The 13,011-nt window shown below is 41.3% G+C and carries 13 protein-coding genes; 9 read left to right on the forward strand and 4 right to left on the reverse strand.

The features are described 5' to 3' along the window. Position 1: 1 nt before the first annotated feature. Positions 2 to 460, forward strand: a complete 459-nt coding sequence (gene tsaE, locus AC6IZ0_RS02110; protein ID WP_271734359.1) for a tRNA (adenosine(37)-N6)-threonylcarbamoyltransferase complex ATPase subunit type 1 TsaE — start codon at positions 2 to 4, stop codon at positions 458 to 460. Between the two features lie 285 nt (positions 461 to 745). Here tsaE and AC6IZ0_RS02115 read toward each other — a convergent pair. The 3 genes from AC6IZ0_RS02115 to AC6IZ0_RS02125 all read right to left on the reverse strand — a co-directional run bounded on the left by AC6IZ0_RS02115 (position 746) and on the right by AC6IZ0_RS02125 (position 4,386). Continuing rightward, positions 746 to 1,620, reverse strand: a protein-coding gene (locus AC6IZ0_RS02115) for an IS630 family transposase (RefSeq protein WP_497722827.1) whose coding sequence is annotated in 2 segments (ribosomal slippage) — positions 746 to 1,288 and positions 1,291 to 1,620 — 873 coding nt in all. Because the reading frame shifts where the segments join, the coding sequence is not laid out codon by codon here. Positions 1,621 to 1,674: 54 nt separating this feature from the next. Further along, complete coding sequence (locus tag AC6IZ0_RS02120) at positions 1,675 to 2,253, reverse strand: Uma2 family endonuclease (protein ID WP_497724891.1); 579 nt, start codon at positions 2,251 to 2,253, stop codon at positions 1,675 to 1,677. A gap of 378 nt (positions 2,254 to 2,631) precedes the next feature. Continuing rightward, a complete protein-coding gene (locus tag AC6IZ0_RS02125; protein ID WP_497724892.1) occupies positions 2,632 to 4,386 on the reverse strand; it encodes a hypothetical protein in 1,755 nt (584 codons plus the stop codon). A 255-nt stretch (positions 4,387 to 4,641) separates the two neighbouring features. On the opposite strand from AC6IZ0_RS02125, the gene AC6IZ0_RS02130 reads away from it, so the two are divergent. The 7 genes from AC6IZ0_RS02130 (at position 4,642) to AC6IZ0_RS02160 (ending at position 10,617) form a co-directional block, all read left to right on the forward strand. Further along, complete coding sequence (locus AC6IZ0_RS02130) at positions 4,642 to 5,814, forward strand: DegT/DnrJ/EryC1/StrS family aminotransferase (RefSeq protein ID WP_497724893.1); 1,173 nt, start codon at positions 4,642 to 4,644, stop codon at positions 5,812 to 5,814. 48 nt (positions 5,815 to 5,862) lie between these two features. Continuing rightward, positions 5,863 to 6,222, forward strand: a complete 360-nt coding sequence (locus AC6IZ0_RS02135) for an ATP-grasp domain-containing protein (protein ID WP_271731040.1) — start codon at positions 5,863 to 5,865, stop codon at positions 6,220 to 6,222. Positions 6,223 to 6,538: 316 nt separating this feature from the next. Continuing rightward, the gene (locus tag AC6IZ0_RS02140) at positions 6,539 to 7,246 is read left to right on the forward strand and encodes an LbetaH domain-containing protein (protein ID WP_497724895.1); all 708 of its coding nucleotides are present in this window, start codon (positions 6,539 to 6,541) and stop codon (positions 7,244 to 7,246) included. After that, positions 7,243 to 7,872: a hypothetical protein gene (locus AC6IZ0_RS02145; RefSeq protein WP_497724896.1), complete on the forward strand. Its 630-nt coding sequence runs from the start codon at positions 7,243 to 7,245 to the stop codon at positions 7,870 to 7,872. The genes AC6IZ0_RS02140 and AC6IZ0_RS02145 overlap by 4 nt, the downstream gene beginning before the upstream one ends. A gap of 16 nt (positions 7,873 to 7,888) precedes the next feature. After that, entirely contained in the window at positions 7,889 to 8,809 is a 921-nt protein-coding gene (locus AC6IZ0_RS02150; RefSeq protein ID WP_497724897.1) for a ketoacyl-ACP synthase III, read from the forward strand. Between the two features lie 50 nt (positions 8,810 to 8,859). Next, positions 8,860 to 9,111, forward strand: coding sequence for an acyl carrier protein (locus AC6IZ0_RS02155; protein ID WP_271731046.1), 252 nt, complete (start codon positions 8,860 to 8,862; stop codon positions 9,109 to 9,111). A gap of 1,350 nt (positions 9,112 to 10,461) precedes the next feature. Then, a complete protein-coding gene (locus AC6IZ0_RS02160; protein WP_497724898.1) occupies positions 10,462 to 10,617 on the forward strand; it encodes a hypothetical protein in 156 nt (51 codons plus the stop codon). Between the two features lie 107 nt (positions 10,618 to 10,724). Here the strand turns inward: AC6IZ0_RS02160 and AC6IZ0_RS02165 are convergent, their stop codons facing one another. Beyond that, positions 10,725 to 12,044 carry a dihydroorotase gene (locus AC6IZ0_RS02165; protein WP_497724900.1) on the reverse strand — a complete coding sequence of 440 codons (1,320 nt, stop codon included), beginning with the start codon at positions 12,042 to 12,044 and terminating at the stop codon, positions 10,725 to 10,727. Between the two features lie 262 nt (positions 12,045 to 12,306). Between AC6IZ0_RS02165 and lepB the strand changes: the two genes are divergently transcribed. Next, positions 12,307 to 12,930 carry a signal peptidase I gene (gene lepB / locus AC6IZ0_RS02170; RefSeq protein WP_497724901.1) on the forward strand — a complete coding sequence of 208 codons (624 nt, stop codon included), beginning with the start codon at positions 12,307 to 12,309 and terminating at the stop codon, positions 12,928 to 12,930. Positions 12,931 to 13,011 lie beyond the last annotated feature (81 nt).

The following is a 13,011-nucleotide window of genomic DNA, read 5'->3' on the forward strand; positions in this document are numbered from 1 at the left end:
AATGGAACCAGAAAAAATATCCCATTTTGACCCGTCTGGGAATATTGTACTTACAGATGCACAGGCAACTCTCAGCTTAGGCATTGCACTTGGTCAAAACCTCACTCCTGGGACTGTAATTTTATTAGAAGGTGATTTAGGCAGTGGTAAAACTACCCTAGTGCAGGGAATTGGTCAAGGTTTAGGCATCACTGAATCAATTGTTAGTCCTACTTTTACCCTGATTAATGAGTATACCCAAGGGCGTATACCTCTATACCATTTAGATTTATATCGCCTAGAACCCGCTGAGGTTGTGGCTTTGAACCTAGAAACCTATTGGGAAGGTGTGGAGGTGATACCGGGAATTGTGGCCATTGAATGGCCAGAACGAATGTGCTACAAGCCGGATAGTTATCTGAGGGTGTTATTGACCTATGGGGAAGACGGGACTCGTCAAGCCCAAATTACTAGGCTCTAGGTATGGTTTAGCTGTAGGCTGAAAGAGCGATCGCCTTAAGCCACACAAGTTCAAAAAGCGATCGACCAAAAGGGAACAGGGAACAGGGAACAGGGAACAGGGAACAGGGAATACACCCAAGACACACAAAAAACAATCAAATCCAGTCCCCTTTCCCTTATAAAGGGAAAGGGGAGGGAGGGGTCAAATAATATTCGATACACTAATCATGACTTGACAAACATCCTCTTACCGGTTAGACATCATCCCCAAATTTTCCCCAAATTATAGCAACCGCCAAGGAGGTTAGGACGCAAAAAGTAAGACATCCTCAATGGCATCTCGTAAAGAATCAAACTGCTCAAGTTTTTTGCGGATTCGACTTTTTAACCAAGACCAACATTTTTCAATCTGATTCAGGTCTGGAGAATAAGGTGGTAGGTACAACACTTCACACCCTGCGTACTCAATCAGTTGTTGAATGCGCCCACCTTTATGAAATGTAGCATTATCCATCACCACAACCTGTCCCGGTTTGAGTGTGGGAAGCAAACAAGCTTCAAGCCAAGTCTCAAATACTATTCGATTACACGCACCCTCAACAGTGAAAGGAGCTATCAGCTGATGGTTACACAGCGCGGCAATTATGTTCACCCGACCTTGACGACGACCTGATTTAAGTGCATGGAAGCGCTGTCCTTTTGAGTTCCAACCGTAATCATACTGGTCTCGGTTGTCCATTCCTGACTCATCGAGGTATACAATCTTCTCCACAGGTAACTTAGACAACTGCGTTACGAAAGCCTGTCGTTTAACCTCATCGCGCTCACGGTAGCCATAAGTCTTTTTTTTCGCGTAAAACCAATTTTTTTCAAAGCTCTTGAGATTGTGCGCTCGCTAATTTCTTCAGGCCAAAGTGAGGCCATCTCTACTTGGGTTTTATCGCCATGCACGGAAGCGAACTCACGAAATTTTTCCCAATCGGTAATTTTGTGACCATTCCCAGGACGCTTACTAGGCAAGGCTTGGAAGTCCCCCGTTTCGGTTTTTCGCTTCAACCATAGGGTGATGGTGTTGCGACTAATATTAAACATTTGACTGGCTTCAGTTTTCTTCAAGCCATCGAGTTCAATCGCTTGGATTACTTTTTGACGAAGGTCGTAACTGTACGGCTTGGGCATATACCTGTAGCAAGCGATCGCTTCACATGAAAAGGGACTACTTATAGTTTATGCTTAAATTACCTTGGCGGTTGCTATAACTACCAACCCAGGTAAAACATCCTCACCAGACAAGGTTAATGGCAATTTTAAAACCTCTACCTCTTGTCCAGGACGATAAATTTCTACTTCCTGTTTTTTCCGATTTATTAACCAACCTAAACGACAACCATTTAAGATATATTCCTGCATTTTCTCCTGAACTTTTTTCAAATTATCCGATGGTGACATAATTTCAATAGCAAAGTCAGGACATAGGGGAATGAACTTTTCTTTTTGTTCTTTAGTCAACCCATCCCAACGAGATTTTTCTACCCAAGAAACATCAGGAGAGCGATCAGCACCATTTGGTAAAGTAAAACCTGTGGAAGAATCAAAAACCTCTCCTAGCCCCGTTGCTTCATTCCATGATGTTAGTTGAAATATTAAATTAACATTAATTTTTCCTGTTTCCCCTCCCGTTGGTGGGATGATAACTAGTTGTCCTTGGGCATTGCGTTCTAATTTTAAATCGGGGTTTTCTGCACACAGTTGGTAAAACTGCTCTCTATTTAGTTGAATAATGGGATTGAGATTTAATGTTAGTGCTGTCATATAGTCATCCTATTTGACTTGAGAAATTATCAGTGAGGAAAGGGAACACACCGATCAGGGAACAGGGAACAGAAATTGTTCATGAATCATTTAGGATTGCTATATTAACTACCCTGCTATATAAATCCTAGACAAGTCTAGACATTTATTTCTTACTTCAATGAGCAAGTCTCTAGGTATTTTTGGTAAACAATTTCCCCAAATTTTTCCGGTTCTCCCTGGGTGAAGGGGGACTCTTCCACCTTAGTTTGAATATATTGACTCAGGTGTGATCTTTTTTCGTGGTCATCAATCAAGCTGACAGCCCTGGCAATATACTCTTCTACAGACGGGGTAACCAGTTCGGCTGGTAGTCCTAATCTTTTGAACAGAGCTTTTTCAGCGGTCTGGGGGAAAAACGGTCCGATCCAGACAGATACTCACCACACCACAGTGGCTGCAGTCATAAATCGTATTGGTATGCCCAAAGGGAAAGGGGCTGAGGGAAAGATCACACTCCCTTAACTGGCGCATATAATCTTTATAATCTTGTTGGGGGAATACAGTGACGCTGTTGCCCAGAAAAGAGTGGATGATTCTTTTGATATAATGGTAACTGATGCCCCTACCCTCGGCTAGGAAAAAGCGGAAGTGCAGGGGCTGGGTGGCTTGATCGCGGATGGAGCGACAGGCTGCAAGGAAGGGCATGGAGAGTTTCATGGAGGTGGCTGATACTGCCACTATTACCGCTTCTCCGGGGAGTTTTGCCCCCCGTTCCGGCTGACTGGCTTTGATCTCAGCTAGATCGGGATGATCTGCCCAGGGGAAACTGTTGACTGGAAAATACAAAGGTTGCTCACTGAATAGGGATGTTGTCAACTCAACATCGTCTCGTACGGTAATAAAGTCTATGCCTTGGGAATGGGTGGAGGCGGGATGACCGCCGCTCATGATCTGTAGGGGGGCAAAACGCAGAGAGGCGGCCAAGACTGTGTGTATTTCCATGCCAATACTGGGCATATAGATGACCGCGGGGGCAACACTCCGCATAATGGTGTAAATTTCTTGGATTTGAACCGGAATGTCGGCAGATAGGGCAACGTGACGGTCAAACAGCCCCATCCCCACTTCATCAATTTGATATAGTCGCCCTACCCCAATGACATTAAAGTGCTTTTTCAAACTTTTGATTGCAGGGGCATAACAGCGATACATGGCAGATTTGCAGTGCATCCACTCGTGCATCACTACCAAAGTGGGGAGGTTGCCGGGTTTAGGGACCGATTGCTGTAATTCCCCTGGGGTAAAATCCTCTACTTCATGGGAAGCGAGAATCTGCCTGGCTAATTGGTGAATGGTTTTTTTAATATCTTCTTTGTTGAGTCCCTCAGCATAACTGCAATTCATATAGGTATGGGCGAAGAGTATGGGGAGGGGGAGTTCTTGGGGATCCTGAATTTGCAGCAGCCGCTTAGGAAGTTCCCGCAGGAGGATTTGTTTTTTTTCGTGGGCGCGTTTGGAACCGCAAAAGGGTGAGGAGAGTAAGGCAATCATTAGGCTAGTTACCCCAAAGGGATCCGATGGCCAAAACTGTAAAATAGTATCAATTTTGATGCCGGATTCCAGGTTATAGAGCAACAGGACTTTGCGGAAATCGTTACCGTTGAAGGTGATTTTTTTCTCGCCGCTGGTAGTGTTGAAGGCGGCAATAATGTGGTCAGCATTATGATAGGAACTGGCTTGAAAGATCCGGGATAGCCAGCTATGCAACATCATGAATAATTTAAATGCCGGGTAGCTAATTTCATTGAGTTGGGGATGCAGGAAGAGAGCGCCGATGGCGTTAGCTATGCGGGTGTAGCAATGCTCAAGGGTGGCATCGTGGGGTAGTTCATTATCCGTGTCCATGGTGACTCCCTGAATGTCGCCATGGAGCAAGCCAGAGCCTTGTGACATATTCATCAGCAAGTCTCTTAACATATCCAGGGCTTTTGCCACATCAGAGTCGGTTTTGGAGAAGCACAATTTTTCAAATTCCGTGATATTAAAGCCGGGTAGGGCATTTTCCTGGGGTTGAGTGATGGTGCTGTTGTCTTTATTGGTCTTGGCTGGAGATGAGGGCAAAACTTGATTGTTATTTTTAGGCTTTTTCATATTTCTCAGATTTTTCATTTGCTGTATATTCAGAAGAGGAAAGACCCCTTTTATAAAAGCACTGAAGCTATTTACATCCGACGGCTTACAGTGTAATATAAAAAAGTCACAGCGTAAAGCGTTATACTTCTGCCAAGTCTGTTTACTCCCTGTACACCGTAGAACGGGAGCCACCGCAGGCGGGTGGCTTATTTGTATACATCCTATGGTGATGTTATCAAAAAATGGTATAAAAAAGTATGTAATAATATAACAATGTTAAATCAACTCTCTGACCTGGCTTTTTTCGGCGGGGAACCGAAATTTAAAGAAAAACTCTATGTCGGTCGCCCCAATATTGGTAACAAAGACCGCCTGTTAGCTCGCATTAATGACCTGTTAGATCGCCGTTGGCTATCCAATAACGGTGTGTTTGTACAGGAATTTGAGCAGCGCCTAGCTGACTACCTGGGGGTTAAACATTGTATTGCTGTTTGCAATGGTACTATTGCCCTAGAGTTGGTAATTCGCGCCCTGGAGTTGCAGGGTGAGGTCATTATTCCCTCTTTTACTTTTATTGCCACAGCCCACGCTTTACAATGGCAAGAAATTACCCCGGTTTTTTGTGATATTGACCCCCAAACCCATACTATTAACCCCTGGCGGGTGGAGTCTTTAATTACACCCCGCACATCAGGTATTATTGGTGTCCATGTTTGGGGACAGCCTTGTCATGTGGAAATGCTGGCGGAAATTGCCGAGAAACATGATCTCAAGCTGATGTTTGATGCTTCCCATGCTTTTGGGTGTTCACACGGTGGTAAAATGATTGGTAACTTTGGCAGCGCGGAGGTGTTTAGCTTCCATGCGACCAAGTTTATGAATACCTTTGAAGGGGGTGCAATTGTTACCAATGATGATGAGTTAAATCAGAAGCTGCGGTTAATGAAAAACTTTGGCTTTTCTGGTTTTGATAATGTCATCTATTTAGGTACTAATGGTAAAATGTCGGAGGTATCCGCCGCTATGGGGTTAACTTCCCTAGAAAGTATGGAGGAGTTTATTGAGGTTAACCGCCGCAACTATGAGTGTTATCAAGAAGGTTTAGCTGGTATTGCTGGGGTGTCCTTGTTTCCTGTGAATCAGGCTGAAAAGCATAACTATCAGTATATTGTCTTGGAGATAGACGAGGAGGAAGCCCAAGTTAGTCGGGATATGTTAATCAAGATTCTCCATGCTGAGAATGTGATTGCGAGGCGCTATTTTTACCCCGGTTGTCACCGTATGGAACCCTATCGCTCTTATTTCCCCCATGCGGGTTTGTTGTTACCTGAGACTGAGAAGTTAGGTCAGAGGGTGTTGGTTTTACCCACGGGGACAGCGATTTCTGAGGAGGATATAGGAAAAATATGTCAGATTATCTACTTAACTAGTAAATCAAGCAAATAACTCATAAACTCTAATCTCAGTTTAAGATATTTTGATATAAAAAATGAAATGGTTAAAAATTTATTAAATACAAAAATTCTAATTACAGGAGCTTGTGGCGTTACTTCTCGATCCGTAGTAAGAAGTTTAAAAAAGAGTTCAATATTCAATAATGTGCGAATTATTGGTACTGATATTTGCGAAAATCCATATGGATTATATGAAGGACTTTATGATCGTATATATAGAGTTCCTTTCTGTAGTAATCCTGAATATCATAATATCATGACCTCAATTTGTGCTGAGGAAAAAATTGATGCTGCAATTATCATTCCAGAATTAGAAGTGCTTTACTGGTGTAAAAATCAAATTCCAGTTAAAACCTTATTACCGCCCCCTTTATTCCAGAGAAATGTTTTTTGCCATTAGAAGCTAAGAAATAAGTTGATAACCGGAGTATACACAATTATTAAATTTTTATAATTTTATTAAACTTAAAAAAAAGAAACCAGGTAACAAGGATTAAAGTCTAGGAGATATTAACAGTAATGCCCATAAGAGTGCCGGATAATCAATTATCACTATCTCAGCTTTTCCCGACCAAAGAATTATTAAAGATGGCGATTTTTCCCATCTTAATAAACCCGATGCTGAAGATGAAGGAGCTTTAGTCTATTGTGAAAATGAAAAGTTTTTCCAGCAAGCGGTACAGAATCCTTATGTTTCAGCCATAATTACAACCAGGGTGTTTGCCGAAAGATGTCCCATTTCCTGTGTTATTAGTGACACTCCCAGGTTAGAATATTATCGTCTTTACAATCATCTCCAAAGCCAAGGGCTGTTATCGCCGGTGATGGAATTTGGCAGGGGAAATTTATGTCAAATACATCCCACAGCCCTTATTTCTCCTAAGTCCTTGATTGATGATGGTGTAGTCATTGAACCCCAGGTGATTATCGGGGATAATGTGGTGATTGGGAAAGGAACTTATATTGCAGCTGGTACGGTGATTGGTACAGATGGATTAATGCCACTTTGGGATACTGATGGTACTGCTTTGAGAGTACATCATGCGGGCAGTGTGGTCATTGGTAATCATACAAATATTTTAGCGAACTCAGTAATTGTCCGTTCCGTGTTTCCAGAACCCACAACTATTGGTAATAACACTTATATAGGCATCATGACAAATATTGGCCATGATGCCTATGTTGGTAATCAATGTTTTATTGCTGGTAATTGTGTCATTGCGGGTGTGGCTCGTATTGAAGACGGAGTAAAAATCTGGGCTTCATCTAGCATTACTCATGGTTGCCATGTGGCTAAAAATGCTCAAATCATGATGGGCAGTGTTGTCATTAGTAATGTGAAGGAGGGAGAGGTTATTTCGGGCAACTTTGCCTACAATCACCGCCAACATACTACTAAATATTTAAAGGAAAGCAAAGGATGATCATTATACCGGATTTTGATATAGAAATTCCCTTCAAAGGCACACGCAATTATTTACAGAGTTCAGATGTGTATAATGCTCTATGTAATGGGATTATGGAATTTACTGGTATTACTGATTTTCATCTAATGAGTAAAACTAAACTAGTATTTAGAAATTTTGCTCAACACCCCCTGCGCGCCGTGTTTCACTCACATCATACTAGTGCCAAAGCGGTATTTAGCTTTGAAATTAATGATGTTAAATATAGATGTGAATTGATAGAAAGGGAAGCAGAAGTACAAAATCGGATTGCGTTTAACGAAGAAGCAATTATCACCGAATGTGTCTTTGATTTAGATCACAAAACAGTTGCTTTTGCTTCTATCCCAGATTTTCCCTATACTCCCATAGAAATAGTTGTCGCCGCTAATAAAAGCTTACATATGGAGTATTTTTACCAAAATCCTGGGAAATGGTTATTCACGGAAATTTTTACCGAAAAACCTCTAAAAGATATATATTTTGACACCATGAAAATTATGTTAAAAACCTGTTTAGGTACAAGGTTAACCAAAAGTGCTATCATTTTAGATGATACCGAGTGCGGTTATATTTGTTTTTCCCTTAGCCCAAGTAACACCTGATGCAATTAACAAACCTATGATTGGTATAGAAGAAGTTGCTTATTATATTCCCCCAAATAGACATAGCAATTATAATTACCTGGAAAAATTTAGTTTAGATTCCTCTTTTATAGAAAATAAATTAGGAGTGAGACAGGTTGCTATTGCCTCGCCATCAGAAACAACCTTTGATTTGTGTACCCAGGCTTACACAGAGCTTTTAAAAAAAGTTACGATTAATAGTAATGAAATTGACTGCATCAGCGTTGTTACTCAAACTCCCGGCGAAAATATTCCTCATATTGCAGGGAAAATACACGGATATATCAACGCCCCTCCCACTTGTGCTTGCTTTGATATATCCTTGGGGTGTTCGGGCTATGTGTATGGGCTAACTATACTTAAAGCCCTGATGGAATCACAAGGATATTATAGAGGGTTATTATTTACTTGTGATCCTTATTCTAAAATCATTAACCCCGATGATAAAAATACATCTCTACTATTTGGTGATGCGGCTACTGTAACCTTATTATCCCACGAGCCAGTTTTGAGCATAGGAGTCAGTACAAATAACACTTTAGGCAAAGGTGCTCAGGAATTAAAAACCGAGAATGGTAATTTAGTCATGAATGGCAGGGCTGTTTATAATTTTTGTGTGCAGAACATTCCTCAAGATGTTAAAAAAGCATTAAGTTTGAATAGGGTTAACATAGAAGATATTGATATGTTTATTCTACACCAGGGGAGTAAATTTATTGTGGATTCCATCCGCCAGCGGTTAGGGATAGCGGCAGAAAAAGTCCCTTTCTTTGCCCATGAGTATGGAAATACAGTTTCTTCTTCCATACCCATCATCTTATCTGATTTTATCGATAAAAATCATGTGAAAAAAATCTTGATTAGTGGATTTGGTGTAGGTTTGTCATGGGCTACTAATGTGCTGATGCGTATATAGTATAATATAATTTTAATCTAGTTTAATCTAGTGATTTTTGAGGAGAATTTATGAGTTACTGTACTGCCCAAGATATTATCGAGATTGTTCGAGAGTTGGATTTAAGTACCATTAAACCACAACAACAAATATTTGCAGATGTGCCACTAAGTCAACAGGGGGTTGATTCTCTAGACAAAATGAATATCTTTATGTTATTGGAGGAAAAATACGAGATTAAAATACCTGATGAGGACTTTGATGATTTGAACACTTTTACGATGATTTCCGATTATATTAATCAAACAATCCCCAATTGTTGATACAGAGTAAGAGCATCTTAATTAGGCTTGACATAAGGGCTGAGAGGAATCTAATGTAGGTCAATGAAACATCCTTTGAGAACTCGAATCATGTAATCGTTATCCATACCAGTGCGTTTCATTTATTTTACCCGGAGTAATTATTGAGGAAGGTGTAGCAATTGGTGCTTTAAGCCTGGTGAATAAAAATTGTCAATCTTTCACAATTTATGCTGGTTCTCCGATCAAACGAATTGCACCCAGAAAACAGGATATTATAGAAGTTGAGAAATCTTTTCTCAAAACAGAGAAACTTATCTCAGCACAAAAGCTCAAGCGAAAAATCGCCTGAGTAGTGAAACTAAGGTTATCAATTTGAGAAAAGGTTAAAGTATTAACACTGACAGTTGTCAAGGTGCAGCATTTTCCTAATAACCTTGCTTGTGGAATATTCATACTAAATGCATGAATTTTGACAAATCAATGGCGCTATCTACCACTACCACGCTCATCAGCAAAACTTACAGTTATCATTGTTGTTTTCATGATTCCAAAATCAATTAAATATTCCTCAACATTTAAACCGGTGATGATTGACATCTAGTAGCTATTCACTGCGGTTAACTAGGGTTACCTATTCTCGCAGATAATATAGAACTACAGGTATGTCAACTAACTCAAACCATCCGACGAGATTGCTTTGATTAGCAATATCTGTGAACTTACCAGCAGTTTTTAGTAGTTACCCTGTTTTTTTATCTGCTGCTACTACTGTTATTCCTATTGCTTCATTGTTTTGATTGTCCCGGTAAATAGTGATTAAGTTTGTGTTATAGGATGCTGATTCATCTGGTCTTGTTCCGATTTGCTCCCTAGTATTAAGTTAGTCAGCAAAGTTAAGGAAGAAAATCAAAAATAATCAGAAATATCAGAATTAAGTTTTCAGACGTTCAATTAAATGAATACAAAATTTTTATATGTATCAAACATAGTTTTGAAAAAAATGCCTGTTTACTTAACCCTAGTTATTGAATACGTGGTTTAAATCCAAAATCCGGATAGTTTCCACACAAAAACTCATATTTAAAATATATATCCTCAACTTATCCTTGTCAGTAGTATTCCCCGGTGGGATTCGGGATTTACAGAGCAACAGTTACTGATAGTAGATGAATGAGATTAATTTATTTAAATGATTTTTATCAGAAGTTATACTTATAAATCTATGTAGGTGAAAATAGCTATAAACATCAGATTATATATTGACATAAAGCATTTCCCATGATCGTGAGTTACAAAGTTTTTTAGTTTGAGGAAATAGGGAATAGGGAACAGGGAACACCGGAACAGGGAACACCGAAGGAATGGGGAATGGGGAATAGGGAATGGGGAATGGGGAATGGGGAACAAACTGGTATGTACTTAATTAGCCTGAAAAAGGCTTTAAAGCCAGTTTTAAGTGAGTATCCCCTACCAAAAAAGCGCACAGTACCCCTAGTTTCTAACTATCGGGGTGTAGTGCGCTAGGGACTTCAGTCGCAGTCCTAAAAATCGTCTTGAAGATGCTTGCAGAGGGTAAATTCATTGGAGTCCCCGTAAAGCAAGAATCCCCCGGCTTCTAGCCGTGGGGAGTATCAAATAAAGCTTAAAGCTTGTCCCCGTACTTGTGTATTTACCTTACCTTGGTCATAAACAATTTCACCGCCGACGATAGTGGTTACAGGCCATCCTGTGAGGTTCCAGCCCTCAAAGGGACTCCAACCACACTTAGTTAACAGTTCCTCCCGGCGTACAGGATGATAGGTGTTTAAATCTACTAGAACTAAATCCGCATCGTAACCAGGAGCGATCGCCCCTTTATTGGGGATACCATAGGCCACCGCCACCGCGTGAGACATCCAATTAACCACTTGAGACACAGTACAGCGACCTTCCTGAGCCGCAGTTAACATCACTGGTAGAGAAGTTTCTACCCCCGGCATTCCAGAGGGGGTATTGGGGTATTCTTGAGCCTTTTCTGCCAAGGTGTGGGGGGCGTGGTCTGTAGCAATAAAATCAATCACACCGTCGCGCAGAGCTTGCCACAGTACCTCATTATCGTGGGGCGATCGCAAAGGTGGATTCATCTGGGCTAAAGTGCCAATTGTATCATAAGCACTAGTATTTAATACTAAATGCTGTGGTGTTACCTCTGCTGTCACCCAACTTGGTTTATCCTGACGCAGTAACTCAGCTTCCTCCGCCGTGGACATATGGAGGATATGCAGACGGCGTTGATATTTACGAGAAAGTTTTAAGGCTAATTGAGTGGCTAAAAGTGCCGCTTGATTATCTTGAATCTGAGAGTGAACCGCTGGATCATGAATACCCGCAAATTCCTGACGACGTTGGTTAATTCTCGCTTGGTCTTCCGCATGAACAGCGATTAGGCGATCGCCTCGGGCAAATATAGCATCTAGAGCCTCTTCTTGATCCATCAGTAACTGACCATGCATCGACCCCATAAAAACTTTAATTCCCGGTGTCGGCGTTGCCAAAAGTAAATCTGGCAGATTTTCAGGGGTAGCGCCAATAAAAAAGCCATAATTAACCACGCACTTACTGGCTGCACGTTGCAACTTATCATCTAAAGCTTGCTGAGTGGTAGTCAGCGGGCGGGTGTTGGGCATTTCCAAAAAGGAAGTTACACCACCTTTGGCACAGGCACAACTGGCTGTAAACAAGTCTTCCTTATATTCTAGGCCTGGTTCCCGGAAATGCACCTGGGGGTCAATAACTCCCGGCAACAAAGTTAACCCTTGAGCGTCAATTTCTGTAGTTGGTGCGGTGGTGGAAATCTGGGGCGCAACTTCAACTATTTGGCGATCGCGCGTTAGCACATCCCCCACCATTGACTCACCATTGGGGAGAATAATATTAGCGCCGCGAATTAGTAAACTATATGGAGATGACATGAGGTTAATAGGATTTGAACAGATACTCGTGCTTTTAGGATGAACTTGATTGCCAGTTAATTTCCCTGATTGGGATGTATTTTTACATATCCTGACTACCTTTGGCATCCCAAAGCACAAAAACTTAATTTTTAATGGCTTCAAGCTTTTATGATCAATGATCACTTCGACTCAGAAAACAGAATTTACTCGTTAAGATTAAAGAATATATTCTCCGCCAACGAGTTAATTACTGTCCTCCTGCCAAATTTTCAGTAATTTCATGCAAAATCAAGTGTCTGATAACAACTCCGCTCAACAATCTGATAATTCGTGGTTTGCCGAACTAGCTAGAACAGTTGTATTAAGCATTGTGCTAGCTCTAGGCATTCGTACCTTTGTAGCCGAAGCTCGCTGGATTCCTTCTGGCTCTATGGAGCCTACACTCAATGGTACTCCCGACCAGTGGAAGGCAGACAAGATAATTGTCGATAAATTGAAATATAGGTTTTCTCGACCACAGCGCGGAGATATTGTCGTCTTTTCTCCCACACAAACACTACAAAACGAACAATACAAAGACGCGTTTATTAAACGTATAGTAGCCCTACCAGGAGAAAAGGTACAACTTAAGGATGGGCAAGTGTACATTAATAATCAACCCCTGAAGGAACTTAGCTACCTGTCCTCCGAGCAGCGCACAGAAATTGATGTTTGTACATCAGTCGCCCAGCAAGCATACTTAGCACAACCGCAAACCATACCCCCTGACTCATACCTAGTTCTAGGTGATAATCGCAACAGTAGCTATGACAGCCGCTGCTGGGGTGTTGTTCCCCGGGAGAATATTATCGGTCGTGCCGTACTCCGTTTTTGGCCGCTAAATAATATTGGGGGACTGAATTAGCCGCTATTGTATGCCTAGATTCAATTACAGTCAAACCCCCCGGATGGGGAATTGCGCTCAATTCCTGGCGTTCATTCTTGT

The organism is Anabaenopsis sp. NIES-4685, assembly GCF_059725405.1.

What these genes read in the sequence shown, in the direction of transcription:
- tsaE (WP_271734359.1), top strand. Translation starts at nt 2, where the DNA reads ATGGAACCAGAAAAAATATCCCATTTTGACCCGTCTGGGAATATTGTA.
- AC6IZ0_RS02120 (WP_497724891.1), bottom strand. Translation starts at nt 2,253, where the DNA reads ATGACAGCACTAACATTAAATCTCAATCCCATTATTCAACTAAATAGA.
- AC6IZ0_RS02125 (WP_497724892.1), bottom strand. Translation starts at nt 4,386, where the DNA reads ATGAAAAAGCCTAAAAATAACAATCAAGTTTTGCCCTCATCTCCAGCC.
- AC6IZ0_RS02130 (WP_497724893.1), top strand. Translation starts at nt 4,642, where the DNA reads ATGTTAAATCAACTCTCTGACCTGGCTTTTTTCGGCGGGGAACCGAAA.
- AC6IZ0_RS02135 (WP_271731040.1), top strand. Translation starts at nt 5,863, where the DNA reads ATGGTTAAAAATTTATTAAATACAAAAATTCTAATTACAGGAGCTTGT.
- AC6IZ0_RS02145 (WP_497724896.1), top strand. Translation starts at nt 7,243, where the DNA reads ATGATCATTATACCGGATTTTGATATAGAAATTCCCTTCAAAGGCACA.
- AC6IZ0_RS02150 (WP_497724897.1), top strand. Translation starts at nt 7,889, where the DNA reads ATGATTGGTATAGAAGAAGTTGCTTATTATATTCCCCCAAATAGACAT.
- AC6IZ0_RS02155 (WP_271731046.1), top strand. Translation starts at nt 8,860, where the DNA reads ATGAGTTACTGTACTGCCCAAGATATTATCGAGATTGTTCGAGAGTTG.
- AC6IZ0_RS02160 (WP_497724898.1), top strand. Translation starts at nt 10,462, where the DNA reads ATGGGGAATAGGGAATGGGGAATGGGGAATGGGGAACAAACTGGTATG.
- AC6IZ0_RS02165 (WP_497724900.1), bottom strand. Translation starts at nt 12,044, where the DNA reads ATGTCATCTCCATATAGTTTACTAATTCGCGGCGCTAATATTATTCTC.
- lepB (WP_497724901.1), top strand. Translation starts at nt 12,307, where the DNA reads ATGCAAAATCAAGTGTCTGATAACAACTCCGCTCAACAATCTGATAAT.